The 24,984-nt window shown below is 69.5% G+C and carries 27 protein-coding genes; 13 read left to right on the forward strand and 14 right to left on the reverse strand.

The window, feature by feature from the left end:
* Nucleotides 1-5 precede the first annotated feature (5 nt).
* From ACZ5U5_RS14345 to ACZ5U5_RS14355, 3 genes are all read right to left on the reverse strand, one after another.
* Nucleotides 6-716 carry a heparin lyase I family protein gene (locus tag ACZ5U5_RS14345; protein WP_469020637.1) on the reverse strand — a complete coding sequence of 237 codons (711 nt, stop codon included), beginning with the start codon at nt 714-716 and terminating at the stop codon, nt 6-8.
* Between the two features lie 160 nt (nt 717-876).
* Nucleotides 877-1,533: a maleylpyruvate isomerase N-terminal domain-containing protein gene (locus ACZ5U5_RS14350; protein ID WP_469020893.1), complete on the reverse strand. Its 657-nt coding sequence runs from the start codon at nt 1,531-1,533 to the stop codon at nt 877-879.
* Between the two features lie 108 nt (nt 1,534-1,641).
* The gene (locus ACZ5U5_RS14355; RefSeq protein ID WP_469020640.1) at nt 1,642-2,295 is read right to left on the reverse strand and encodes a YceI family protein; all 654 of its coding nucleotides are present in this window, start codon (nt 2,293-2,295) and stop codon (nt 1,642-1,644) included.
* A gap of 294 nt (nt 2,296-2,589) precedes the next feature.
* On the opposite strand from ACZ5U5_RS14355, the gene ACZ5U5_RS14360 reads away from it, so the two are divergent.
* Both ACZ5U5_RS14360 and ACZ5U5_RS14365 read left to right on the forward strand, forming a co-directional pair.
* Nucleotides 2,590-2,745, forward strand: coding sequence for a DUF6131 family protein (locus ACZ5U5_RS14360; RefSeq protein WP_469020643.1), 156 nt, complete (start codon nt 2,590-2,592; stop codon nt 2,743-2,745).
* Nucleotides 2,746-2,857: 112 nt separating this feature from the next.
* Nucleotides 2,858-4,069, forward strand: a complete 1,212-nt coding sequence (locus ACZ5U5_RS14365) for an FUSC family protein (RefSeq protein ID WP_469020645.1) — start codon at nt 2,858-2,860, stop codon at nt 4,067-4,069.
* A 31-nt stretch (nt 4,070-4,100) separates the two neighbouring features.
* Here ACZ5U5_RS14365 and ACZ5U5_RS14370 read toward each other — a convergent pair whose 3' ends face one another.
* Nucleotides 4,101-4,229, reverse strand: a complete 129-nt coding sequence (locus ACZ5U5_RS14370) for an LPFR motif small protein (RefSeq protein ID WP_351165998.1) — start codon at nt 4,227-4,229, stop codon at nt 4,101-4,103.
* A gap of 254 nt (nt 4,230-4,483) precedes the next feature.
* Between ACZ5U5_RS14370 and ACZ5U5_RS14375 the strand changes: the two genes are divergently transcribed.
* From ACZ5U5_RS14375 to ACZ5U5_RS14385, 3 genes are all read left to right on the forward strand, one after another.
* Complete coding sequence (locus tag ACZ5U5_RS14375; protein WP_469020648.1) at nt 4,484-5,083, forward strand: flavodoxin family protein; 600 nt, start codon at nt 4,484-4,486, stop codon at nt 5,081-5,083.
* A 49-nt stretch (nt 5,084-5,132) separates the two neighbouring features.
* Nucleotides 5,133-6,392, forward strand: a complete 1,260-nt coding sequence (locus ACZ5U5_RS14380; protein ID WP_469020650.1) for a cation:proton antiporter — start codon at nt 5,133-5,135, stop codon at nt 6,390-6,392.
* A 79-nt stretch (nt 6,393-6,471) separates the two neighbouring features.
* A complete protein-coding gene (locus ACZ5U5_RS14385; protein WP_453685923.1) occupies nt 6,472-6,732 on the forward strand; it encodes a GlsB/YeaQ/YmgE family stress response membrane protein in 261 nt (86 codons plus the stop codon).
* Nucleotides 6,733-6,790: 58 nt separating this feature from the next.
* Here ACZ5U5_RS14385 and ACZ5U5_RS14390 read toward each other — a convergent pair whose 3' ends face one another.
* Complete coding sequence (locus ACZ5U5_RS14390; RefSeq protein ID WP_469020653.1) at nt 6,791-7,633, reverse strand: restriction endonuclease; 843 nt, start codon at nt 7,631-7,633, stop codon at nt 6,791-6,793.
* Between the two features lie 173 nt (nt 7,634-7,806).
* On the opposite strand from ACZ5U5_RS14390, the gene ku reads away from it, so the two are divergent.
* The gene (gene ku / locus ACZ5U5_RS14395; protein WP_469020656.1) at nt 7,807-8,838 is read left to right on the forward strand and encodes a non-homologous end joining protein Ku; all 1,032 of its coding nucleotides are present in this window, start codon (nt 7,807-7,809) and stop codon (nt 8,836-8,838) included.
* 33 nt (nt 8,839-8,871) lie between these two features.
* Here ku and ACZ5U5_RS14400 read toward each other — a convergent pair whose 3' ends face one another.
* Entirely contained in the window at nt 8,872-9,468 is a 597-nt protein-coding gene (locus ACZ5U5_RS14400; RefSeq protein WP_469020659.1) for a helix-turn-helix domain-containing protein, read from the reverse strand.
* A 131-nt stretch (nt 9,469-9,599) separates the two neighbouring features.
* Between ACZ5U5_RS14400 and ACZ5U5_RS14405 the strand changes: the two genes are divergently transcribed.
* Complete coding sequence (locus ACZ5U5_RS14405; protein WP_469020664.1) at nt 9,600-10,319, forward strand: SAM-dependent methyltransferase; 720 nt, start codon at nt 9,600-9,602, stop codon at nt 10,317-10,319.
* Nucleotides 10,316-10,765 carry a DinB family protein gene (locus tag ACZ5U5_RS14410; protein WP_469020667.1) on the forward strand — a complete coding sequence of 150 codons (450 nt, stop codon included), beginning with the start codon at nt 10,316-10,318 and terminating at the stop codon, nt 10,763-10,765. Before ACZ5U5_RS14405 ends, ACZ5U5_RS14410 begins: the two co-directional genes overlap by 4 nt.
* Before the next feature lie 44 nt (nt 10,766-10,809).
* Here ACZ5U5_RS14410 and ACZ5U5_RS14415 read toward each other — a convergent pair whose 3' ends face one another.
* Nucleotides 10,810-12,096 (reverse strand): phosphatase PAP2 family protein, encoded by a 1,287-nt coding sequence (locus ACZ5U5_RS14415; protein WP_469020670.1) that lies wholly within the window; start codon nt 12,094-12,096, stop codon nt 10,810-10,812.
* Between the two features lie 432 nt (nt 12,097-12,528).
* Here ACZ5U5_RS14415 and ACZ5U5_RS14420 point away from each other — a divergent pair, with 432 nt between their 5' ends.
* Both ACZ5U5_RS14420 and ACZ5U5_RS14425 read left to right on the forward strand, forming a co-directional pair.
* Nucleotides 12,529-13,662, forward strand: a complete 1,134-nt coding sequence (locus tag ACZ5U5_RS14420; RefSeq protein ID WP_469020672.1) for a PQQ-dependent sugar dehydrogenase — start codon at nt 12,529-12,531, stop codon at nt 13,660-13,662.
* A 157-nt stretch (nt 13,663-13,819) separates the two neighbouring features.
* Nucleotides 13,820-14,485 (forward strand): histidine phosphatase family protein, encoded by a 666-nt coding sequence (locus tag ACZ5U5_RS14425; RefSeq protein ID WP_469020675.1) that lies wholly within the window; start codon nt 13,820-13,822, stop codon nt 14,483-14,485.
* 203 nt (nt 14,486-14,688) lie between these two features.
* Here the strand turns inward: ACZ5U5_RS14425 and ACZ5U5_RS14430 are convergent, their stop codons facing one another.
* Entirely contained in the window at nt 14,689-15,555 is an 867-nt protein-coding gene (locus ACZ5U5_RS14430; RefSeq protein ID WP_469020678.1) for a class I SAM-dependent methyltransferase, read from the reverse strand.
* A 126-nt stretch (nt 15,556-15,681) separates the two neighbouring features.
* Nucleotides 15,682-16,290: a helix-turn-helix domain-containing protein gene (locus ACZ5U5_RS14435; protein ID WP_469020681.1), complete on the reverse strand. Its 609-nt coding sequence runs from the start codon at nt 16,288-16,290 to the stop codon at nt 15,682-15,684.
* 176 nt (nt 16,291-16,466) lie between these two features.
* Between ACZ5U5_RS14435 and ACZ5U5_RS14440 the strand changes: the two genes are divergently transcribed.
* The 3 genes from ACZ5U5_RS14440 (at nt 16,467) to ACZ5U5_RS14450 (ending at nt 19,780) form a co-directional block, all read left to right on the forward strand.
* Nucleotides 16,467-17,330, forward strand: a complete 864-nt coding sequence (locus tag ACZ5U5_RS14440; protein WP_469020683.1) for a class I SAM-dependent methyltransferase — start codon at nt 16,467-16,469, stop codon at nt 17,328-17,330.
* Nucleotides 17,327-18,013, forward strand: a complete 687-nt coding sequence (locus ACZ5U5_RS14445) for a GNAT family N-acetyltransferase (protein WP_469020686.1) — start codon at nt 17,327-17,329, stop codon at nt 18,011-18,013. Before ACZ5U5_RS14440 ends, ACZ5U5_RS14445 begins: the two co-directional genes overlap by 4 nt.
* Before the next feature lie 138 nt (nt 18,014-18,151).
* Complete coding sequence (locus tag ACZ5U5_RS14450; RefSeq protein WP_469020689.1) at nt 18,152-19,780, forward strand: PucR family transcriptional regulator; 1,629 nt, start codon at nt 18,152-18,154, stop codon at nt 19,778-19,780.
* A gap of 5 nt (nt 19,781-19,785) precedes the next feature.
* Here ACZ5U5_RS14450 and menC read toward each other — a convergent pair whose 3' ends face one another.
* From menC to ACZ5U5_RS14475, 5 genes are all read right to left on the reverse strand, one after another.
* Nucleotides 19,786-20,886 carry an o-succinylbenzoate synthase gene (gene menC, locus ACZ5U5_RS14455; RefSeq protein WP_469020896.1) on the reverse strand — a complete coding sequence of 367 codons (1,101 nt, stop codon included), beginning with the start codon at nt 20,884-20,886 and terminating at the stop codon, nt 19,786-19,788.
* A 41-nt stretch (nt 20,887-20,927) separates the two neighbouring features.
* Complete coding sequence (locus ACZ5U5_RS14460) at nt 20,928-21,746, reverse strand: GNAT family N-acetyltransferase (protein ID WP_469020692.1); 819 nt, start codon at nt 21,744-21,746, stop codon at nt 20,928-20,930.
* On the reverse strand, nt 21,743-22,834 hold the full coding sequence (locus ACZ5U5_RS14465) for a M20 family metallopeptidase (RefSeq protein ID WP_469020899.1): 1,092 nt from the start codon (nt 22,832-22,834) through the stop codon (nt 21,743-21,745). Before ACZ5U5_RS14465 ends, ACZ5U5_RS14460 begins: the two co-directional genes overlap by 4 nt.
* Nucleotides 22,835-23,018: 184 nt before the next feature.
* A complete protein-coding gene (locus ACZ5U5_RS14470) occupies nt 23,019-23,972 on the reverse strand; it encodes a poly(ethylene terephthalate) hydrolase family protein (RefSeq protein ID WP_469020695.1) in 954 nt (317 codons plus the stop codon).
* 29 nt (nt 23,973-24,001) lie between these two features.
* The gene (locus ACZ5U5_RS14475; RefSeq protein WP_469020698.1) at nt 24,002-24,898 is read right to left on the reverse strand and encodes an SGNH/GDSL hydrolase family protein; all 897 of its coding nucleotides are present in this window, start codon (nt 24,896-24,898) and stop codon (nt 24,002-24,004) included.
* Nucleotides 24,899-24,984 lie beyond the last annotated feature (86 nt).

The following is a 24,984-nucleotide window of genomic DNA, read 5'->3' on the forward strand; positions in this document are numbered from 1 at the left end:
CTCCCTCAGTTGTCCACGTCTCCGTACGTCGTGCCGACCTTGAGCCCGTCGATCCAGTTGATGACGCGCTTGTCCTGGACCTCGGAGCCGTACGAACCGAACCGGGTGTCATTGCCCAGGTCGTCCCAGGTGCGGCCGGAGAACTCGGCGACCTTGGCGCCGTTGTAGAAGGCCGACACCCACCCGGCGGAGGCGTCGGAGGAGGTGTGGATGCCGAGCACGATGCGCTTGTACGTGCTGGTGGTGACGGGCGTGGACCACTTCAGGGTCCACTTCTCGCCGGTCTCGATGTGGAACAGCTTGAGAGCGCCGCCCTCGACCTTCATCAACACCGGGTAGTTCTGCTGGTGTTGGTCGTTGGTGCCGTACGACTTCCACTGGAAGATCGTGCCCGCGTCCGGGGTGTTGGTGGAGGTGTCCCAGCCGATCCAGTACGTCGAGTTGTTCTTGAAGGTGTACCGCGAGCCGCCGACGCTGATCCCGTGGGCCTCGCAACGTTCGAGGCCGAGCGGCTTGTTGAACTTGAAGACCTGCCCGCGGCCGTCGTCGTTGTCCTGGGCGGAGACGCTGCCGGGCGAGTCGCACAGCGTCGAGGAGAACACGCCGGTCCCACCGGAGGCGTCGCCGTCCCAGATGACGGAGGCGTCGGCGGGTGCGGCGGTGAGCAGGACCAGGGAGGACGCGGCGGCCGTGAGCGTGCCGGTTCGCTTGCGCATGGGAGCTCCTTGGGAGTGGGGGAGGGGCTCGCGTGGTAAGCGGTTTCTAGCATGGCCGTGTGCGAACACTCAAGGGTGTGGCGCCAGTTGGGCACCTTGCCGCAGAAAACGGTATCTGGAGTTCGCCGGTGCAGTGACCAGCCCAGCACGGGTGAGGTGATCAGCCCAGGACGAGCGGGAGCCGTTCGGTCAGGTCGCCCAGTGCGGACTTCTCCGCGTCGGTCGGGACGCGCCGCCCGGTGCCGACCAGCAGCGCGTCCGCGTCGGAGAACGACGCGGGGAAGGCGGCGCCCGCGAGTTGCTCCAGCATCTCGCGGCTGCGGGCGAGCCCTTCGGCGGGCGGTCCGGCCACGTTCGGGAGGTGGGCGGTCAGATCGAGGTGGTGCAGGGTCCATTCCATGACGTACGTGGTGAGGTAGTCGCCCGTGGTGAGCACCTCGTCACGCGTGCTGACCCGGGCGTCGGGGTCGGCGAGCGCGGCGGCGCGTCCTGCGGCCGAACCCACGTCGTCGAGGTGGAACTTGAGCAGCCAGGGCTCCTCGTACGCGGCGGCCAGCCGGACGGTCAACGCGTCGAGCGGGTCCTCGCCGGTCGGCGGCGTCGCCGAGACGTCCCAATAGGTCAACGCGTCGCGGGTCGGCTCCCCTTCGGCGGGGGTCACGAGGGTGATCAGGACGTCCTGGGCGTCGACGACCAGATGACACACCAGGTCCCGCACGAGCCAGCCCGTACAGCCGGACGGCCGCGCGAAGGACTCGTCGGGGAGTTCGGCGACCACCGTGCGCAGGGCCGTCCATGAGCGCGAGAAGAGATCCACGGCGTCAAGGTAGTGCGGCACGGCGAAGGGGGACAAGGCTGCCATGAGGCCTGCCCGCGCGGGCAGGCCGCACCCCGTGCCCTCCCTGCCCGCCTTCGCGGCGGAGGACTAACTCAGCGGCGTGGCCCGGATCGCGGAGATGTCGAACTGCAGCCGGACCTTCTCGCTCACCATGGCGCCGCCCGTCTCTAGGCGCTGGTTGTAGACGAGGCCCCAGTCGGTGCGGTCGATGGTGGTGGTGCCGTCGAAGCCGGCCCGCTCGAAGCCGAAGGGGTCCACGACCGAGCCGAGGTAGTCGAGCTGCAGCTCGACGGGCCGGGCGACACCGCGGATGGTCAGTTCCCCGGCCATCCGGAAGGTCTCCCCGCCCTCATGGACCGTGGAGGTGCTGCGGAACGACATCTCCGGGTGGCGGCGCGCGTCGAAGAAGTCGCCGCCCACGAGGTGCGCGTCCCGCTGCTCCACGCCCGTGTCGACGCTGCCGACCCGGATGACGATCTCGGCCCGAGACTGGGAGGGCCGGGCTCCGTCGAAGTACAGCGTGCTGTCGTAGTCACCGAAGGCGCCACGCACCGTCGTCACCATCGCGTGCCGCACGGAGAATCCGATGCGGCTGTGCGGGCGGTCGATGGTCCACTCCCCAGTCAGCGCGCGAAGCGCCGGGTCGAGGGCGGCGCCGGAGGATGCCGAGAAGGGCGTGCTGGGGCCGACCGCCGGTATCGGCTCGAGGGTCGGGGTCTGGCGACGGCTGAAGATACCCATGATGTCGCGTCGTCTCCTTCGGATTTGATCACTCCGTGTTATCACGCCGACGGCAAATACAGCTCAGCAAGATGAGAGGTCTCGTCCGGATTCGACGCCACGGACTGGAAAGATGCACAAGATCGACACGGATGTGAATGCACGAATGAGTGGTCCGGCATCACACACCGTCACATCGGTGTCCGAATGGTCTGCGCTCAGGGATTGTTCCGCCGCTCGACGGCACCGGCGCTGAAGCTGTCATCGGCATTCGGAAGGTGCATACTTGAAATAATTCTGAGGGTCGGAGGCGCAATGATCGCACTCGGAGTCATCCTGCTCATCATCGGTCTAGTGGCAGGCATCTCCATCCTGTGGACCATCGGTGTCATTCTCCTCGTCATCGGTGTGGTCCTGTGGATTCTCGGGTCTGTCGGCCACGCGGTGGGCGGGCGAAAGCATTACTGGTAGGCGCATCCTCGATGTGCCGTGCGGGCCCCACGGCCCGAAGCGCGCATGCGGACGGCTCCTCCGGGTAGCAGGCTGAACTCGATCAACCTGTTGGACGGAATGGAGTCGGTGCATGGCCGGCAAGGGCGGAGGGCAGCGGACGCAGTCCGCGGCCCAGGGGTGGTTTGACCGTGTGCGCCAATGGTGGCAGCGAGCCTGGGACACACCGGGCTATGAACGCCACACCCTGCTCCTCGTCCTGAAGAGCACACTGGCCGCGACGCTGGCCTGGGTGGTCTCCTACTACCTGCTCAACGCACCGTCACCCGCCTTCGCACCGTTCTCCGCGGTGCTGATCATGCAGGTGACGGTGTACCAGTCCCTGCTGCAGTCGCTGCGCTACCTCGGCGCGGTGGCCGTCGGTGTGGCCATGGTGGCGGCCCTGGGCTTCCTGGGCGGGCCTGACCTGCTGACGTTCATCCTGGTCGCGCTGGTGGCCCTGTTCATCGGACGTTGGCCTGCGCTCGGTGCGCAAGGTTCACAGGTCGCCACGGCGGCCTTCTTCGCTTTCTCTACCTATGCCGCCGCCACGACCGCGTCGCAGAAGATCACCCAGCTCGGGGAGATCATCCTGCTGGTCCTCATCGGCTGCGGCATCGGCGTCGTCGTCAACGTCACGGTGGCCCCACCGATGCGCTACCGCAGCGCGGAGTACGGGATCCGCACGCTGTCCACCGCTCTGAGCGAGCTGGTGGGCGACATGTATCCGGCGCTGCGCGAGGGCGAGGTGGACGAGGAGCGCTGCAGTCAGTGGCGCCGGCGGGCCGAGCAGACCGGAGGCCAGATCACGCAGGCCCGGGAAGGGCTGCGTACGGCGGAGGAGAGCCTCTACTTCAACCCTCGTCGTCTGTTGCGCAGGCATCGGGGCCGGACCTCGTTCGAGGGGTACGGCGCGGTGCTCGGAGCCCTGGAACGCTCGCTGTACCAGGTGGCGTCACTGACGCGCGGCCTGCATCAGTGGCAGGAGGACGACGGGGGCCGGCATGACGACCGGGCCTTCCTCGAGGACTACGCAAACTTCCTCGAATCCCTTGAGAAGGTCGCTGAACTGCTCGCCCAGCTGGACGAGGATTCCCTCACGGAGCAGGCCCGGCAGCTGTGCCGGCTGGCCGACGAGGCCCAGGAATGCTGCCGCAAGGTGCGGGACGGAGCGAGCCGGGCCGGCCTTCCGCTGGCCGACCCGGCTCGTCCGTACGGGGTCCTTGTCGTGGAGTCCACCCGGCTTATGGAGGAGTTCCAGTACGCCTGTGACGTGCTTCAGCGGTACGTCGATCAAGAGGCGTGACGAAACCCCGTGGTCACGGGTGACCCCGCGGTCAGTGGTGACCGTGGGCGCTGGAGGAGGCGCCGCCGAAGAGCCGCGCGACAGCGCGGAAGGGAAGGGTGACCACCGTGGCAATGGCTCCACCGATGGCTCGGAGTACATCTGCAATGGCCTTCAGCATGAGGGACCTCCAAAGAACGTCTTAACTTGCTCGTCTTGCGGTGCTGCGCTTCTTGCCGGCCGACAGTTCGTTAACTGCCGTTCGGCTGTGCTCTACCGGTTGCCCTGTGAATGACGGCGAAAACATGAGCCGCTTTGAACGGGGTCCGCATGCCGCGACGACTCCGTTCTTTAAAGCCCGCTTGATTAGGGTTGATCCAATCGGGAACGCCTCCAGGGATACACCCGCCCCGGCACCGAAAAATGGAGCATCACATGCGCGCGCTGTCCCTGGTATGCACGCTGAATTCCTCGCCCACCGCATCCAGCAGCCATACCCTGTCCGATCAGGTCATGGCCGAATTCGACAAGCTGGGGGTCGAGGTGGAGACGGTCCGCGTGGCCGACCATGACATCCACCCCGGCATCGCGGCAGACCTGGGCAACGGCGACGCCTGGCCGGCCCTGCGCGAGAAGGTGCTGGCGGCCGACATCGTGCTCCTCGCCACCCCGATCTGGCTCGGCCACCCGTCGAGTGTCTGCCAGCGCGTCCTGGAGCGGCTGAACGCGGACATGTCGGAGACCGACGACGACGGCCGCCCTCTGATGTACGGGAAGGTCGCGGCGCTGGCCGTGGTCGGCAACGAGGACGGCGCCCACAAGGTGAGCGCGGACGTCTTCCAGGGCTTCAACGACCTCGGCTTCTCGCTGGCGCCCTACGCCGTCACCTATTGGGTGGGTGAGGCAAAGCAGGGCACGGACTACCAGGATCTGGACGAGACGCCCGAGTCCGTCGCCTCCGCCACACACTCCCTCGCCGTCAACGCCTTCCACCTGGCCGAGCTCCTCGCCGGCAAGCCCTACCCGGCACCCTGAACCGGGCGGCGGAAGGACGGGAGATGATCACGAAGGCGGGCGCCGGCAGATGGACGTGACGGCTGCGGACATCGGATACGCCTGCATGGGCGTCGGCGCACTGCTCGCCGCCGTGCTGCCCCGGCTGGTGGCGAGACAGCCCATGTCGATGCCGATGGTCTTCCTCGCCGTCGGCTTCCTCGTCTATTTGCTGCCGACCGGGCTGCCCGAGCTCGACCCCTACGAGCACCGGGCGTGGTTGGAGCACCTCACCGAGGTGTGCGTCATCGTGGCCCTGATGGGCGCGGGCCTCGCGATCAACCGGCCGTTCGGCCGACGGTCCTGGTCCACCGCGTGGCGTCTCATCGGCATCACGATGCCCCTGACCGTCGTGATCACCGCGCTCGTCGCCTGGGGCCTGGTGGGCTGGCCGCCGGCCGTCGCCCTGCTCTTGGGTGCGGTGCTCGCCCCCACCGACCCGGTGCTCGCGGCGGAGGTGCGGGTCGGTGAGCCGACCGACGCCGAGCACGACGAGGACGAGGTGCGCTTCGCCCTCACCGGGGAAGCGGGCCTCAACGACGGTCTCGCCTTCCCGCTGGTCATGGCCGCCCTCGCGATGTTCGCCGCCTCGCAGACGGGCTGGTCCGGCGAGTGGGTGGGCCACTGGCTGTGGAGCGACGTGCTCGTACGCGTCACGGTCGGCGTGGCGGTGGGCCTGCTGATCGGCCGGCTGCTCGGGTGGATGTTCTTCCGGGCAGGCTGGGAAGCGCTGCGGCTGTCCGAACACCGGGAGGGATTCGTCGCACTGGCGGCGACCTTCATCTCGTACGGCCTCACAGAAGTACTGCACGGCTACGGATTCCTCGCGGTCTTCACGACGGCCTGCGCGATCCGGGCCGCCGAGCGCGCCCACGGCTACCAACTGGTGATGCACACCTTCATGGAACAGGTGGAGCGGCTCCTCACGGCCGGTGTGCTGCTCCTCATCGGAGGGTTCATCGCCTGCGGCGGCCTCTCCGCGCTCTCCTGGGGCAGCGCGGTGACGGCCGTCCTTGTTCTGCTTGTGATCCGTCCGCTCACCGGCTGGATCGCCCAGCTGCGGGGGCGGACGACCCCCGGGGAACGCGCGGTGACCTCCTTCTTCGGCATCCGGGGGATCGGGTCCGTCTTCTACCTCGCGTACGCGCTGGGGGAGGGGGATCTCAAGGCGTTCCAGGAGGAGTTGTGGGCGGTGGTGACGTTCATCGTCCTGCTGTCGGTGATACTGCACGGCACCGCGGCTTCGCCCGTGCTCAGGCGCCTGGACAAGATCGGTTACGGCGGTCGATGAGCGGGCGTGCGGAAGCGGGGCCTATCCGTCCGGCCCAGGGGCACTCGGTTGGCGACAGGACGCCAACAAAGGGGAAATCGTGGAGATTTCGGGTCTCATCAGTGCTGTGGTGATCGGAATCATCATCGGGATACTGGGGCGACTGGTCGTTCCCGGGCGCCAGCGCATCGGCATTCTCTGGACACTGGTCGTCGGCATCGTGGCGGCGTTGATCGGTACGGCCGTCGCGGCGGGTCTGGACGTGGCGAACACCGACGGCGTCGACTGGATCGAATGGCTCATCCAGATCGGTCTGGCGGCGCTGGGCGTCGCCGCGCTGAGCAAGGTGAAGCTGCGCTGACGGCGGCACGCAGGCAGTGCCAAGAAGCAGGCCGGGGGGGGGCTTCCCCCGGCCCCAGTCAGACCTCGACGCCTGCTGCCTCCCAGGGGCTGAGGCCGGTGCCGTCGAGCCAGGCCCGCAGTTCTTCGCCGTTCACGCACACGATGCCGCACTGCTGCGCGTACTCCAGGGCGGGGGCGGTGAAATCGCTCGTCGTGACGAGCGCCGCTATGTCGGCCTCGTGGACGGTGAAACACGTGCCGCCGAAACGCTGCAGGTCCTGCGAGCCGACCTTGTTGTCGTCTCCGTAGCGCTTGCACTGGATGACGACGCGGAGCCCGTCAGGGGTGATCGCCAGGACATCGGCGCCCAAGTCACAGGCGCCGCCGACCACTTCCACCTCGCGGCAGTCGTCACGGGCGCACAGCTCGGCTATGGCGTGCTCGAAGCCGTCGGGGTCGAGGTCGGTGAAGTCGTCCGGCGCATCGAGGACGACCGTGGCCTCCTCCCCGTCCAACACCTTTGCCGCGAGGCCGGGTTGTGGCACGTCGAGAGGAATCTCCCGTTCTGGAGGGGTCGCCGGTATCGGTTCCGGCCGCGCCTCGCCGGCCGTGGTCGCGTCGCCGAGGCTCTCGGAGGCTCGCTCAGCCGCTTCCTCCAGCGCCTGGGCCGCCCGGCGCGCGTATCTCGCGGCGGAGAAGCGCCGCCACCTGGAACGGCACAGGTGCGCGGCCGCGATGCCCACCACGATGATCGCCCCTGCCCACAGCGGACGGCTTTCGACGATGTCCGCCGCGGTGCGGACCACGAATGCCAGGACGCACAGGATGATCGCGAGGAGGGCGAAGAACAGGGCGGTCGCCCGCAGATTGAAGCGCCGCTCACGGTCGACACGTCGAACCGGGCGCGTGGGTACGGTCATTGTTCTCCCTTGCGGAGCACGAAAACGAAGATCACTTGTCTCCGTGTGCCCAAGATCAACGACCTGAAGATCCCGCGAGGCGACGTGATGCGATGCGTGTGGGTGCGCTCCACGTGCCGCCCGCCGGAGTCGCTCCTAGGCTGGTGTCCTCGGGGCTGTCACGGAGGTACCGCATGCCCCGACCCGTCTGGTCAGGCGCGATCTCGTTCGGCCTGGTCACGATCCCGATCAAGGTTCTGCCTGCCACCGAGAACCACAGCATCAGCTTCCACCAGTACCACCTGGAGGACATGGGCCGGGTCCGTACGCGGAAGATCTGTGACCTCGACGGCAAGCAGCTCACGAGCGCCGAGATCGGCAAGGGCTACGAGGTCAGCAAGGACACGATCGTCGCGGTCACCGACGACGAGCTCGACGAGATGCCGCTGCCGACCGCGAAGGCCATCGAGATCGCCGGTTTCGTGCCCTACGAATCGATCGATCCGATCAGAATCGGTGAGGGGTACTACCTGCAGGCCGACGGACAGGTCGCGAACAAGCCCTACACGCTGCTGCGCAAGGCCCTGGAGCGGAACAGCAAGGCCGCCGTCGCCAAGTTCGCGTGGCACGGGCGTGAGCGCCTTGGCCTGCTGCGCGTGCAGGACGACGTGATCCTGCTGCACGCCATGAAGTGGGACGACGAGGTCCGCAGCCCCCAGGAGCTGGCCCCCAAGGAGATGGACCTGGACGACGACGAGATCGACCGGGCGATCCTCCTCATCGACTCCATGACCACGGACGGCATCGCGGGCCAGGACTGGGCCACGGACCGCTACACCGAGGCCCTGGAGCAGGTCATCGAGGCGAAGGCAGGCGGAAAGAAGCCGCCCAAGCCGGACGAGGAGGAAGCGCCGGCCGGGCAGGTTCTCGACCTGATGGCCGCGCTCCAGGAGTCCGTGCAGAAGGCTCAGTCGTCCCGGGGCGAGACCGGCAAGGACGCCACCGTCCACGAGATGCCCAAGAAGAAGACGGCGGGCACCAAGAAGGCCGCGAAGAAGACGGCGGCCAAGACCTCCGCGGCCAAGTCTTCGGCGGCCAAGACCTCAGCGGCGAAGAAGACCGTCGGCAAGAAGACGACCGGTACGAAAGCGACCGCCAAGAAGACCACCGCCAAGAAAGCGACCGCCCAGAAGCCCGCTGCGAGAAAGCCGAGGCGCACCGCCTGAGTCGCGAGCCGTCAGTCCGCGGGGCCGCTTCGGTCAGTGGCTTGACGGTGCCAGATGCGCGCGCTCTCCCTGCGGGCCGAACAGGGCGAGCAGCTCCGCGGGCCGGCTGTCGGCACTGCCGATCCAGTGCGGTACGCGGGTGTCGAACTCCGCGGCCTCGCCCTCGCCGAGCTGGAACTCCTGCTCGCCGAGCACGAATCTGACGCTCCCGTTGAGGACGTAGAACCACTCGTACCCCTCGTGGGTCTGGAGGTTCGAGGTGGGCGCCCGGCCCGCGGGCGGGTAGATCACCTTGTACGCCTGGATGCCTCCGGCCCGTCTGGTCAGCGGCACCATCACGAGCCCGGAGTGCCGCACCGGCCGCAGATGGACGCGGGGGTCGCCGGTGGGTGGTGCCGCGACGAGATCGTCGAGCGGGACGCCGTGCGCCCGCGCGAGGGGCAGCAGCTGCTCCAGGGTGGGGCGCAGCTTGCCGTTCTCCAAGCGGGACAAGGTGCTCGCCGTGAGGCCGGTCTCCTCCGCCAGTGCCGCCAGTGTGGCGCCCCGTGCCTGGCGCAGGGCCCGCAGCCGCGGCCCGACCCCGGCCAAGACGTCTTCCGCGGGGTTGCTCCCGCTGTCCGTGGTGTCCATGCCCCGATCATGCGGATCCGCAACTTTTCTTGCAAGGGTGGAACGGCGGTGCCGATGCTGTCGGTACACCACCGGCGTCAGGGCGCACATCGCATCGCGCTCGGCGACGTCGGCCGAAGAAGGGGACCGAGATGGATTCCACCGAAGACCGCCGGGCCGTGGCTGACACGACCGCCGGGGGCGCCCAGGAGCAAGGCGCGGCGGACGAAAACGCCGAAGTCTTCTGGGAGCGGCACTACCGCTCCCGGCGCCCCGGGGCGACACGCGTCAACCCGCTGCTCGCCGAGACCGTCTCCTCACTGACTCCCGGCACCGCCCTGGATCTGGGCTGCGGCGCGGGCGGTGACGCCCTCTGGCTCGCCCGGCAGGGCTGGCAGGTCACCGCCGTGGACATCTCCACCACCGCCGTCGAACGAGTACGGGAACGGGCCGGGGAGCTCGGCGTCGCGGGCCGGGTCACCGTTGAGCAGCACGACCTGGCCGAAAGCTTCCCGGCCGGGCGGTTCGACCTCGTCTCCGCCCAGTACTTCCACACCCCGCTCCAGCTGCCCCGCGCCCGGGTCCTGCGCACCGCCGCGAGTGCCCTGCGGCCGGGTGGGCTCCTGCTGATCGTCGATCACGGTTCCACCGCGCCCTGGTCCTGGAACCAGGACCCCGACATCCACCACCCCACCCCCGCCGAGATCGCCGCCGAACTCGCTCTCGATCCGGCGCGCTGGTCCGTCCTGCGCGCCGACATGCCGGAGCGCAGGGCCACCGGACCCGCCGGTGAGAGCGCCACCGTCATCGACAACGTGCTGCTCGTACAGCACGTCCCCGGCACAGCACGTCGGGACGGAGTGACCCGATGACCGGAAACGAGAGGGACACCCTGAGAGGAGCCCTCGACCATCTGCGGAACTCGGTCGCTGACAAGGTCGCGGGTGTGCCGGAACCGCAGGTGCGGACGGCCGGAGTGCCCTCGGGCACCAGCCTGCTCGGGCTGCTCAAGCACCTGGCGTGCGTCGAACGCTTCTACTTCCTCGGGGAGGATTCCGGCGACTGGCCCGCGACGCTGCGGCCATCGGCTCAGGACTCCGTCGATGGCCTGCTCGCCGACTACCGGGAGACGGTCGAACGGGCGAACCAGGTCATCGACGCCTGCCCGGACCTGGCGGGGCCCGCCCCACGAGCCCGGCGCCGAGGAGCGGCGCCGTCCATGCGATGGGCCCTGGTGCACATGATCGAGGAGACCGGCAGGCACGCCGGTCACGCCGACATCCTCCGCGAACAAATCGACGGGTCCACCGGCCGCTGACCGCGCCCGGCCCAGGACCCGCCGACATCAGTCCGCCGTCCGACTCAGACCGGTTCGGGCTGGGGTTCCGGTTGCTGCGCCGGCACGACCTTCGGCTCCCACAACTTGGTGGTCCGCACATAACCCTGGACCACCGAGATCATTGCCAGAACGAGAAGCGGACCGAATATCCACGGGTGCCTGGCCATCTGCATCGGCAGAAAGCGATAGGACACCAGGAGCAGCGCGAATACCGTCGTGCCGTACGCAACGAGCTGGATTCCCGCCCGGTCCCAGCCACGGGCGAGTGAGCGGAGCGCCGCGTCGATCGTGAACGCGAACACCACGCCGGCGATGATGTCCACGCCGTAGTGGTAGCCGAATCCAAGCGTCGCGCCGAGCGTGGCGAGCAGCCAGAAGACACCCGCGTAGCGCAGTGCCCGGGGGCCCTGGCGGGAATGGATGAAGATCGTGGTCGCCCACGCCGTGTGCAGACTGGGCATGCAGTTGCGCGGGGTGATCTCGTCGAACGGCATCGATTCCGGGGTGGCGAGCGGCGGCGGCGTGTGCGGCCACAGATTGGCCAGGGCCCATTGCTCGCCACCGGTGCCGAAGGCGCCGTCGCCGTAGGTGAAGATCGGCCCGACCACCGGGAAGATCATGTAAATGGCTGGTCCGAGCAGGCCGATGACCAGGAACGTACGCACCAGGTGGTGGGCCGGGAAGCGACGCTCGACCGACACGTTGCGCAGTTGGTACAGCGCGACGATGACCGCGGCCACCGCGAGCTGGATGTAGACGTAGTCGAGCACATGGGCGCCGACGGATCCGGTGGCCGAGACCATCCGGCCCACCAGCCACGAGGGGTTGCCCAGGGCGTGGTCCGCGGTGGCCACGTACTGGTCGAGCACCGCGGGGCGGGTCTTCGACGTGATGAGGAGCCAGGTGTCGCCCGTCTTGCGGCCGGCCACGAGGAGCAGGCTGAGACCGATGCCCTTCAGGAGCAGGACACGTTCCTGGCCGGTGCGGCGGGTGAAGGCGATCACCGCACAGCCCAAGATCACCCACAACGCGCCGTTGCCGAACATCATCTTGGCGTCGACTGCCCATCGCACCAGGAAGAAGACGACGTCGATGCCGACCGCCACACCCAGCGCGATGAACCGCTGACGCCAGGTGAACACGACCATCATCAACGCCATGCCCGCGTACAGCAGCGGCCCTGACTTGGGGGCGAAGATCACTTCGCGCGCCTGGTTGGTGATCGGTCCGGCCACGCCGTAGTGGCGCGCGGCGATCTCCAGCGCGACGAGGAACCCGAGGGCCACCACGGCCGCCGCGGTCCACGCCATCGCGCGGGGCCGGCGCCATGCCGCGAGCACTGCCCGGTAATCGATGCGCGAAGAGTCTCGCGAGTCTCTAGATATCAATTGTTTTGGCCGTTTTGTTAGTTGTGGGTAATAAGTCACTCTTCGTGCTGAATGACGTTGTTTCCTGGTGAAGTACGGTCGATCAGGGCACTCGTCGTGAGTTCGATCATGTTAGCGGAGCAGTGCGCAAGACGGCACAGAAGAGTTTCCCTCCTCTTCGACTCAGCCTTCAACATCCGCTTCCAGAAGGCTACTTCTTGGTCTATACCAGCAACCGCGGCCCCAGTATCCTCATGCGTGCCAGTGGCACACCGCCCCCCACCCAGGTTGCGTGCTGGCGCGGGCGAACACCCTCCGAACTCTGCCCTCAGCAGCCGGGTGACCTCCCCCTTCGCCGCCTCCAGGAGGATCACGGTGAAAGTTCGCACCAGAAGCTCGGCGATCATCGGCACCCTCTGCCTCGTCGCCTCCCTCGCCTTGGCCGACGCATCCGCCGACGAACCCACCCCACCACAGGCCCCCACGGTCGCGCTCGAGAAAGTGACCACGGCCACGAACCCGACCGCGGGCACCGCCGGACCCGGCGGCACGGTCTGGCTTGCGGAACGCGCGGGCACCGTACGGATCTTGGACCGCAAGGGGCTGGGAAAGCCCGTCCTCGACATCTCCAAGGAGACGACCACCGACGGCGAACGCGGCCTGCTGGGCATCGCGTTCGACAAGAAGTTCGCGCACTTCTACATCTCGTACACGAACCTCGAAGGCACCAGCACGGTGGACGAGTTCGCCGTGCGGCACGGAAAGATACGGCCCGACACCCGACGCACCGTCCTCACACAGCCACAGCCCTACCCGAACCACAACGGCGGTGACATCAAGATCGGCCCCGACGGTTACCTGTACATCGCGTTCGGCGACGGTGGCGCGGGCGGCGACCCGCACGGCAACGGCCAGAACCTCGACACCCTGCTCGGCAAGCTGCTGCGCATCGACCCGAGAGGCGGTGAGCCGTACGCGATCCCGCGGGACAACCCGTTCGTCGACGACCCGAAGGCGAGGGGCGAGATCTGGGCGTACGGGCTGCGCAACCCCTGGCGGTTCTCCTTCGACGCCGGCACGGGCGACCTGCTGATCGGTGACGTCGGCCAGAGCGCGTGGGAGGAGATCGACTGGGCGCCGGCGAACAGCAAGGGCGGCGAGAACTACGGCTGGTCCCAGATGGAGGGCACCCACCCCTTCCGGGGCGGCACGGAGCCCGCCAACCACGTGCCGCCGGTCCACGAGTACGACCGCACCGGCCTGGGCTGCTCGGTCACCGGTGGGTACGTCTACCGGGGCAAGGCCATCCCGGAACTCAGGGGCGAGTACGTGTTCAGTGACTACTGCGACGGCACCATCCGCTCTCTGCGGATGCAGAACGGCAAGGTGACCGGCGTGAGCGACCTCGGAGTCAGCGCAGGGGAGGTCGTCTCGTTCGTGCAAGGAGGCAACGGCGAGCTGTACGTGCTGGACATCGGCGGCAGCGTCTACCGCATCGCTCGCGCATAGGTATCGCCTCGCGGCTCGGCCGAGCCGTCCGGGAGGGTGTGATCAGGCCCGCCCGGACGGCGTAGGACGAGCGCGATGCCGTGGTGCCGTGATGCCGGATTTCGGTGGCAGAGTGGAAGAGCTTGTTCCGTCGCCGCCCAGGGAAGGTAGTCCCCGCATGCGCCTGCTGCTCATACGCCATGGCCAGACCCCGTCCAACCTCAAGCACCTCCTGGACACCGGGGTCCCGGGCCCGGCGCTGACGCCGCTGGGGCAGGACCAGGCGGCCGCGCTGCCGGAGGCGTTGGCGGCGGAGAAGATCGACGCCCTGTACGTCTCCACGCTGCTGCGCACCCAGGTGACGGCCGCGCCGCTCGCCGCCGCGACGGGCCTTGAGCCGCAGATCAGGGACGGCATCCGGGAGCTGTCCGCCGGGGACCTGGAGATGCGGGGTGACCAGGAGGCCGCCGCCGTCTACATGTCGACCGCCTTCGCCTGGTCAGGGGGCGACCTCGAGCGCCGGATGCCCGGCGGCGAGAACGGCCGTGAGGCGCTGGGACGCTTCGACGCCGTCGTCGCGGAGGCTGCCGCGACGGGAGCCGAGACGGTGGCGCTGGTCAGCCACGGAGCCGTGATCCGTACGTGGGTGGCGGCCCGGGCCGTCAACGTCGACGTGGAGTACGCGGCGAATCACCCGCTGGCCAACACGGGCGTGGTGATTCTCGACGGCTCACCCGACGAGGGCTGGCAGGCCCTGGTGTGGGAGGGGCGTCCGCTGGGCCCGGAAGGGGAGTCGTCCGAGGACAGCGGTCCGACCGGAGAAGCACCCGTGCCGGTGGGCTGAGGCACGGAGGGGCGCGGCCCGAGACATCGAAGGGCGGTGAACTCACCGTCCGCAGGCCACCAGCCCTCCCCAGTGGCCTGCCCAGCGGGCGCGGGGGCGCGAGTGATCGTACGGTGGCCGAAGGCGTTCCCGAGGACGCTGTTGGGTGGGCCCGTCTCCGTTCGCACGTGACGGGCCCACCCCTTTTCATGCGGGTGCTCGGCTCACGCGCGGCGTGCGGACCAGACGGCGCGCTCGGTGCGCAGCGCGAGGTCGCCGCGGCGCAGGACGCAGGCCGGGCTCTCGGTGTCGAGCAGTTGGTCGAGGGCGGCGAGGTCCTCGGCGGTCAGCGCCTGGGCGCCGGCCCGCAGACGCTTCAGGCTGCTCAGCGCGTACCGGCCGACCGCCGGGCTGCGGGAGCCGTCGACGTGCACGCTGATCGTGCGCTCGCCCTCGACGGTGAACCCGGCGGCCGTCAGCTTGGGGCCCCAGTCCGCGCCGCGGTGCGGCACGTGCTCGGCTGCTTGATCATCGAGTGAGGCGTGGCAGCGCTCTTCGAGGCCGGGCCGGTCCGCCGGAGCGTCGGCGGGCAGGAAGCGCGGGAAGCCGGCCAGCTCGACGACGGCGAACAGGCCGCCGGGCGCGAGCAGGTCGTGGGCCATTTTCAGGGCGCGGTCGGGGTCGGCCATGTGGTGCATCGACGCCGACGCCCACACCAGCTCGGGCCGGCCGAGGGCGGGCCAGTCCGCGTCGAGATCGGCCGCCACCGTGCGCACCCGGTCGGCCATCCCCAGCTCGTCCGCCTTCGCTCGCAGGCGGTGCAGGTGCTCGGCCGACGCGTCGACGGCGGTCACCTCCGCCTCGGGAAAGCGGGCCAGCAGAGCGAAGGTGCCCGCACCGGTACCGCACCCCAGGTCCACGATGTGCCGCGGCGCCTTCTCGACGGGCAACCATGCGGTGATGGACGCGATGTGCTCGGCGAGCACCTCCGCGTCCAGATCGAGGATCTCGGCCTGGCTTTCGGTGTCCGGTGCGTGCTGGGGGTGATGGTCGGCGCCGTGGTGGCTTGCGTGCGAGGGAGAATGGTTCATGCCCCCGACGCTAGGACGCTCATGCGTTGGGGGCAGCAAGTATCCCGGAATGCGCAAGAAGATGGCGCGCGGCGCTGCCGTCCGCGCAATCGGCTGCCTCCTCGCGTCCCGCATCAGGCCGGAGCGTCACAGACCGGAGTGCTCGCCGTCGCCCTTGACGGTCTCGTCCGCCTTTTCCGCGCGTTGATGACCTCGGCGGGCGTCGCGGTCGAAGATGCCCAGGATCTCGCACGGTCCGCCCTCGGCGCCGATCGCGTGCGGAAGCATCGTGGGGAACTCCGCGGCCTGGTTGGTCTCGATGCGGAGGCGCCGGTTGCCCAGCAGCAGGACCGCCGTGCCGGACAGCACGACGAGCCATTCGCGGCCGGGGTGTGCGCGCATGCGTGCCGGGTTGTCGGGCGGCGGGTTCGTCATCCGCTGGCGTACGACGCTCATGCCGGGTTCCGCCTTGATCGGCCAGCGCATCTGCCCGTGGGCGGCGTCGATGGTCGGGCTGGCGATGACGTCGTCGGTGGCGGTCTCGACGAGTTGGTCCAGGGAGGTGTCCAGGGCACGGGCGAGGGTGACGAGCTGGTCCAGGGCCAGGCGGCGCTGACCGTTCTCGATGCGGCTGAGCGTGGACTGGCTGACCGAGGCGCGGGTGGCCAGTTCCTCCAGGGACCAGCCCTGCGCCACCCGCAGGGCACGGATCCGCTTGCGCACCAGGCTGTCCATCTCGCCATTGTCTTGCGTCATGAGCAGCATCGTATGCCCTGTTCGCAAGTCGTCGGGGGTCAACTTGGTGCCTCCGTGGCGGACTCGAGGTCGGCAAAGGGTCCGCATTCCGAAAATCCCAACTGAAGGAGTGATCTATCTGCTCGCAGGAGTGACGCTCCTTGCTGGGGCGCCGACAGTGTTGTGACCATCGCCGGATGAACGGACAGAAGCGGAAGGCCGAGTTGGATGGCGTCGCCGAGACGACGCTATGGACGTTGCACCACCGCGCTCTGGCCGCGAAGGACCCTGGCTCGGCACTGCGGGACCCGAAGGCGATCGAGGTGATCGACGCCGTCGACTACCCCTTCGAGGGGCGCTTCGGCACCGGCAACTGGGGCTACGCGCAGGGAATGGCCGTACGGGCACGCTGTTATGACCGTGAGGTGGGACGTTTCCTCAGGGACCACCCGGACGGCACGGTCGTCTCGCTCGGGGAGGGTCTGGAGACACAGTTCTGGCGGGTGGACAACGGCAGGGTGCGCTGGCTGGGCGTGGACCTGCCCGAGGTCGCGGAGCTGCGCCAACGACTGCTGCCGGACGAGCCACGCCACCGCACACTGCCCTGTTCGGCCACCGACACCCGGTGGATGGACGAAGTGGACGCATCGCGCGGGGTGTTGATCATCGCCCAGGGGATGTTGATGTACCTCCCGCGCGATGTGGTGCACCGGCTCATCGAGGCCTGCGCCGCCCGATTCCCCGGCGCGGAGCTGGTGTTCGACACCCCGCCCGCCTGGATGGCGGCCCGCACCGAACGCGGCCGCTGGAAGTACCCCGCCGGATACCGCCCGCCGCCCATGGTCTGGGGAATGACACCGACGGAACAGCGCAAGCTGCGCACGGTCCACCCGAACATCACCGCCGTGCAGGCGGTCCGCGAACCCCGGGGCCGGGGTTTCCTCTGCGGATGGCTCCTGCCGCTGGCCAACTTCCTTCCTGCAATCCGTACGCGAAAACCACTCTGGGTCACGCGCGTGTCGTTCGGCCCGACGAATCAGCCCCAAGGAGTCAACCGATGACCGAACGCCTGGAAGCCGCGCGGGAGCAGGCCCACCTGTGGCCTCCGCGACCATCACCCCAGGCGCGGGTCGAGGAGCGGCCGCCGCCGGTGCCGGAGCAGCGTGCGGTTCTCGTGGAAGGCAGCACACTGCGCCTGCGGGAGTTCCTGCCCGGCGACGTCGAGGCCGTGCTCGGCATCTTCGGCGACCCCCGCACGACCCGGGAGTTCGGTATGCCGCCCTTCCGGCACGCCGACGCCGCGGCGCTGGTCGAGCAGGCCAGGGCGGGCGCCCGCCGCACTCCCCGCACGCACTACCGCCTGGCCGTCAGCGAGATCGCCACGGGCGAGCTGATTGGCTCGGCGAAGCTGATCGTCGAGGACCAGTCGGGCGAGGGCGGGATGGTCCGCGTCGGCTACCGCAGCGCGGAGGTGGGCCTGGCCCTGCGTGCCGACCGGGTCAGCGTGGGCCACAGCGTCGAGATCGGCTTCCTGCTGGGCGTCCTGGGCTTCGACCGGCTCGGCCTGCACCGCGTCTGGTCGGGCTTCATGCCGTCGAACGTCGCCGCGCAGCGGGCCATCGAGAAGGCCGGCATGGTCCGTGAGGGGCGACTGCGCCACTACGGCCATGTGGACGGGGTGTGGCACGACATCGTCCAGTACTCGATCCTCGAGGACGACTGGAAGGCTCTGCGCGGACGCTGAGCGCGCCGGTCAGTTTCCCGCTCACCTGCCCCTTCAGTTTCCCGCTCACCTGCCCCTTCCCGAGCCGCGATACATACATCGCAGCGCCTTGTGTCCCCGCGCGAACGTCAGTGACAGTCACCCACTTAGCCTGAGGTGGTGATCAGTGACGTGCCCGCGAACCTTCGCACCAGTCTTGCCCGCGTGCTCGAGGACTTCAGCCCCGCCCTGCTCGATCTCGTGCACGGCAGCCCCGGGCCGGCCGACGAGGTCGGCGGGGTCGTCATCCACGACCCGGGGGACGCGGTCGCCTACCCGCCGCGCGCCATCGTGCTGGGCGTCGGCGTCTACGGGGCCGAGGAGATCGCCCGGCTCCTGCGCGAGTTGGGCGAGCACGGTGCGGCGGCCCTGGTGGTGCGCGGCCCGGTGGAGCGGGACGAGGCGCTGGCCGAGGCGTCGGCGGCCTCGTCGGTGGTCCTGATCAGCCTTACGCAGGGCGCCTCGTGGTCGCAGCTGACGGCACTCCTGCGGACGCTGCTCACCGAAGGGGACGTCGGTGACGCGGGCGTCGAGTCGCTCGGGGGAGTCCCTTCCGGTGATCTGTTCGCGCTGGCCAACGCCGTCGCGACCCTGCTGGACGCGCCGATCACGATCGAGGACCGCCGTCAGCGCATCCTGGCCTTCTCGGGCCGTCAGGACGAGGCCGACCAGTCGCGCGTCGCCACGATCCTGGCCCGCCAGGTGCCGGACGGATATCTGCGCATCCTGGAGAGCCGGGGCGTCTTCAGCGAGCTCTACCGCAGCGACCGCCCCGTGCACATCGCCCCGGCGACGGTCGAGCAGGGGGAGACGGCCATCCCGCGGGTCGCCGTCGCGGTGCGTGCCGGTGACGAGTTCCTGGGGTCGGTGTGGGCCGCGGTCGAGGAGCCGCTGACCCCCGACCGTGAACAGGCGTTCCAGGACGCGGCGAAGCTCGTCGCCCTGCACCTGCTGCGTCACCGGGCGGGCGCCGACGCGCAGAACCGGCTGCGGGCCGACCTCGTGAGCACGGTGCTCGAAGGGGGCACGGGCGCGGTGGACGCCCTGGACCGGCTCGGCCTGGTGAAGGAACCCACGGTGGTGATGGCCATGGGCCTCGCCGGGGAGAAGGGCGATCACGCTCAGCTCGCGGCGGAACGCCAACGGCTGACCAGCGCCCTGGGCATCCACCTCAACGCGGTGCAGCCACGGTCGGCGCTCGCGCTCCTCGGCGACGTGGCCTACGCCGTGGTTCCGGTGCCGGCGGACCCGGTGGCGGGCCGGGAGCGTGCGGAGCAGATCGCGGCCAACTTCCTGGAGCGGGCAGGCAAGCGGTCGCGCGTGGTGATCGGCATCGGCTCGGTGGCGACCGACCCGTCCGCCCTGGGCCGCTCACGCACCAGGGCGGACCGCGCGCTGCGTGTGCTGACGAGCGACCTGGGCCGCCGTCGGGTGGCGTCGATCGGCGACGTCTACATCGACGCGCTGCTCCTCGACCTGCGGGATCTGGCCGCGGTGCAGGGGGACGAGCTGCTGAGCCCGGTGGCCCGGCTGGTGGAGTACGACACCAGGCACCGCTCACACCTCGTCGAGACGCTGCGCGCGTGGCTGGACGCCTTCGGCGACGTCATCGCCGCATCGGCGAGCGTGTTCGTCCACCCCAACACCTTCCGCTACCGCATCCGCCGGGTCGCCGAAGTGGCGGAGATCGACCTGCGGGACCCGTCGGTGCGGTTCGCGCTCATGCTCCAGCTGAGGTTGATGCATTAGCGCCGTTACAGCTGGATCCATTCCTTGGCCGTGGTCACCCGCTCGAGGATCTCGTCGAGCGGTTCGACGCCGAGGCCCGGTCCGGTGGGCACGTCGAGATGGCCGTCGGCCAGTTCGAAGGGCTCGGTGATGTCCGTGGCGAAGTAGCGGCTGGAGCCGGAGGTGTCGCCGGGCAGTGTGAAGCCGGGCAGCGCGGCCAGCGCGACGTTGGCGGCGCGGCCGAGCCCGGTCTCCAGCATGCCCCCGCACCACACCGGGACGCCGTGGGCCACGCACAGGTCGTGGATGGCCTTGGCCTCCAGGTAGCCGCCGACCCGGCCCGGCTTGACGTTGATGATCGATCCCGCGCCCAGGGTGATGGCCGCGGCGGCGTCCTCGGCGGACTCGATGGACTCGTCCAGGCACACCGGCGTACGCAGTTGCTTGGCGAGCGCGGCGTGCTGGACCAGGTCGTCGTCCGCCAGCGGCTGCTCGATGAGCAGGAGGTCGAAGGCGTCCAGCTTGGCGAGCTGACGTGCGTCGGCCAGGGTGTAGGCGGCGTTGGCGTCCACCTGGAGCAGCAGGTCGTCGCCGAAGCGTTCCCGCACCGCGCGGACCGGCTCGATGTCCCAGCCCGGCTCGATCTTGAGCTTGATGCGTACGTAGCCTTCGTCGAGGAAACCGCCGACGGTGTCGAGGAGTTCGGGGATCGAGTCCATGATGCCGACCGAGACACCGCACGGAACGCGCTCGCGCTCGGCGCCGAGGTAGGATCCGAAGGACTGTCCACCGGCGCGCAGTTGGGCGTCGAGAACGGCCGTCTCCAGTGCCGCCTTGGCCATCTTGTGGCCCTTGAAGGGCTTCATGGCGCGCTTGACCGCGTGGGCGTCCGCCACGGCGGGCAACGCCGGGATCAGGAAGCGGCGCAGCACGTCGGCCGCCCCGTCGACGTACTCGGAGCAGTAGCGCGGTTCCGACATGGCGACGCACTCGCCCCAGCCCTCGCTGTCGGGCGTGACCACGCGGACGAGCAGGACGTCGCGTGCGGTCTCGACACCGAATGAGGTCCGGAACGGCGCCCGCAGGGGCATCGCGATGCGGCGCAGTTCAATTCCGTTGATCTTCATGTTGCTCATGCTGCTTGGCTCCTGGAGGAGTGGTTCGGGCGTCACGCGGTGGTGGCGCGCGTGACGACGTAGAAGCGGCGGTCGTGGAAGCCGGTCACGCGGGCTCCGTCGGCAAGCAGGCCGCCGAGGACGTCGCGCATCGCGAGACGCCACGCCTTCGCCGCGCCGGGGTCGGTGCGACGCAGCCCTTCGATGTCCGGCGGAACCTCGACCAGCAGGGTCTCGGCGACACCGCGGCCGATCACGGGCAGGCCGTCACGCATGGACAGCGCGGTCGCGGCGTCGTGGGGAACCGTCACTGGTACGGGGCGTGACGTGGCTGCGGCGATCGCCGCGGCATCGTTCAACTCCCAGGCGACGAGCGCCCGGTCGGTGTCGTCACCGCCGTTGATCACGTCGTCCATCGGCCCGTAGAAGCTGGTGAGGTACTCCACCGGCCGTCCGCCCAGCTTGGTCAGGTTGAAGTGGGCGTTGCGCCGGACCAACGGGTCGTAGGTCCACGTGATCCGTCGCAGCCCACGGTCCAGGGCCCACGCCCGCTGATGCCACTTGAGGGCCAGGCCCGCCCGGTGGCCGGGCAGGGCGCCGGTGACGTGCGAGTGCAGGGTCTCGCCGACCGGGGCCGCGAAGAAGGCGACGGACGCGCCGACCAGGTGGCCGTCGTCGAAGGCTCCGGCGACGTAGTTGCCCGCGTGGGAGAGCGCCCGCATCTGCTCGACTCCCATCGGGGAGGCGCCGGGGGCGCTGCCCCAGATCTCCTCGAAGAGGGCGTTCACGCCCTCCAGTTCACTCAGATCATGCAGTTCCCGTACGACGAGGCCGTGCGTCGCGGGTGGCTCGTGCACGTTGCCGGCGCTCACCGGGCGACCTCTTCGACGAGGGCCGCCAGCAGGCGGGCGCGGGGGGCCATCTCGGAGACGATCAGATGCTCGTGGTCGGCGTGCGCACCACCGCCCACCGCCCCCAGGCCGTCGAGGGTGGGGCAGCCGAGCCCGGCGGTGAAGTTCCCGTCGGACGCTCCGCCGACCGCCGCCGACGACAACGGCTCAAGTCCGAGTTCCGCGCCGAGGCGATGGGCCCGCTCGAACAGCTCGGCGGAGGACGTCAGCTCCAGCGGCGGCCGGTTGGGGCCGCCGAGCACGTCGAGGCGTGCTCCGGGCACGGTGGGCTTCAGCGCACGCATCGCCGCGTCCACCCGCTCCTGCGCCCTGAGTGTCGGGACCCGGACGTCCACCGAGACACGTGCTTCCGCGGGCACCGTGTTGGTCGTCGTGCCGGCGCCGACCACCGTGGGGACCACGGTGGTGCACCAGTCCTGCGGGGCGCCGACGTTGATCTCCTCGGCCAGCCCCTCAAGGGCGAGGATCAGATGCGCCGCCTCCACTGCCGCGTTGATGCCCTTCTCCGGCTCAAGGCCGGAGTGGGCCGCCTTGCCGTGCACCACCAACTCGTAGGCGGAGGTGCCCTTGCGGGCCGTCTTCAGCGCGCCGCCGTCGGCCGCGGCCTCAAGGACGAAGGTCGCCGCGCACTGCCGCGCCACCTCCTCGATCAGCGGCTTCGACGCGTCCGCACCGACCTCCTCGTCGCCGGTCACCAGGACGCAGACTCCCTCCAGGGAGGGCAGCGAGGCCAGCGCGTGGAACATCTGCACGAGCCCGGCCTTCATGTCGAAGATCCCAGGACCGCGTGCGACGCCGTCGGTCACCGACCACGGGTGCGTGGTCAGCGAGCCCATCGGCCACACCGTGTCGTGGTGACCGAGCAGCAGCACCCGGGGGGTGCCGAACATCCACCGCAGGTGCGTGACGCCGTCGACGACGATGCGTTCGGGCGGGACGCCCAGGTGGCGGGTTCCCTGTGCGGCCACGACGTCCGCGCTGCGTGCCACCGCGTCCAGGTCGGAGGAGAAGGACTCGCAGACCACCAGTTCCTCGAGGTCCGCGAGCATCGCCGGAAGGTGGGGCGCCGGCTGTCCTTGTGTCGTGTCGCTTCGGCTGGGCAGATCTTCGGTCACCTTCGACTCCTCCTCAGTTGCATGCGTGCGACGCTATGCGACTTTGGAGGGGTGTGGTTCGTGGGGGAGACCCAAGATCAATCACGTTCTCCGTATCTCCGGACAACCGGCTCAGCGGTCAAGTGCTATTGCCACCTCCCACGTCCTGGTGACCGATCGCCCTGGCGTTGCGCCGGAAGTCCGACCAGACCGGCGAGGAGCAGGCCCCGCAGTCGGCGCCGAAGAACTCGGCGCGCGCCTGTTGGTCGCCCATCAGGAAGTAGCGGAACCAGGCGGTGATCGGGCCCCTGAACCCGCCGCCGTCTCCCGCGGGCGTCACATGCGAGGCACCCGCCAACTCGCCGTAGACGGCGGGGACATGATCGGCGCTGTTGTAACGGGGGATCACCAGGAGCTCGGGGACGACCACCAGGTCGCGCTCACCGCCCAGGATGAACATGGGTCCCTTGAGGTCGCCGATCCGGCCCTGGGGGCCCGGCTCGACGGGGACGGTCACGTCGACGCGCGAGTCCGCGCCGGCGTTGATCGCTCCGCCGCCGCCCTGCGAGTGCCCCGACGCTCCGACCTTGTCCAGGTCGACCTTGCCGTAGTGCGGGCTCCGGGGGTCGGCGTCGGCCTTCTTCAGTACGTCGAGTCCGTCGAGCATGGCGTTGCCGGTCCCCGCCTGCGTGGTGTTCGCGGCGACCACGATGAACCCATGCGACGCGAGGTGTTTCAGGAGTCCGTCGTAGATGACCGGCGTCACGAACGAACCGTTGCCCCAGATGATCACCGGGTGCTTGGCGCAGTCCTGGCTGCCGAGCTCGGTGGGGCGCAGGATGGTGTGACTCAGCCCGGCGCGCTCCTTGGTCACGGCGAAGGGTCCTTCGTCGGCCCAGTGGCCGCCGACCGAAGGACAGCTGCCGGACGCGCGGGCGGCCGTTGCCGGGCCGGTGCCGTCCGACTGCGCCAGGCCTTGGCCGGTGAGCCCGAGGGACAGCACGAGCGACGCGGCCAGCACGGTGGCATACCGCCGCACTGCGGAGGAGGCCGATGCGGCGGCGGACTGCCGCGTGCGGTGGTTCATCGGCATGGGGGTCTCCCGGCCCGGGGTGCCGGCCGTCACGGGCGCGCCGCCGCTTTCGCGATGGCCTCACCGAAGGCGGCCATGCCGCGGGCGTTGGGGTGCAGCGGCGCCGCGACGCTGGTGGGGATCAGGCCCTCGATGTAGCGGTCGGACGGCGCGGCGCAGGTGTCGTGCCCGGCGCTGACGGCAGCGGTGTCGACGTACGTGGCTCCGTGGGCCTTGCTCTGCTCGGCGAGCACGCCGTTGAGCTGGCTCACCCGTGCCTGGAGGTAGTTGCCGTCCTTGTCCCAGATGGGCTGGGTGGGCCAGCAGCCGTCCTTGCGGATGTAGGTGGCGTACCCGGCGACGACCACGCGGGCGTTCGGGGCGCGCCGGTGGACCTCGTCGAGGGCCTGGCCGAAGGAGGCACGCCAGGCCTCGATGGCCTTCGCCGTGGGGTCGCCCTTGGCCGCGGCGGTGTCGGAGCAGGAGATGCCGGCGGGCTTGGGCAGGAGATTGACGCAGCCGAGCGCGGTGCTGACGAGGCTGACGTCGTTGCCGCCGATGGTCAGTGTCACCAGGTCGGTGCTCGGCTTGAGGGCGTTGTACTGGGGCGGCAGCAGGCCGAACTGGCGGCCGGAGAAGTCGCCGACCTTCGCGCCCGAGCAGCTGACGTCGGTGAGCCGCGCGCCCAGGGCCTCGGCGACGACGGCCGGGTAGTTCCGGGCGGAGCGCAGACAGGACCACTGGCTCTGGTCGGGGATGAGGGGTCCCGCCGCGAAGGAATCGCCGATGGCGACGTACTCCAAAGGCTCCTCGGCCTGCGAAGACGTCGCGCCGGCCGAAGACGTCGCGCCGGCCGAAGACGTCGCGCCGGCCGGAGACACGCCGAGGGCGCAGGCGGACAGGGCGGCGGCCATGACCGCGGTGGTACGGGCACGTGTGGGGCGCACGGGCTCTCCTGAGTGGGGTGTACCGGGGGTAACGGACGCCCTTATGATCCGGGCCATCGACGCCTTGGTGTTCTAGGCGCGCAACC

It is taken from the genome of Streptomyces sp. NPDC033177, from assembly GCF_055577715.1.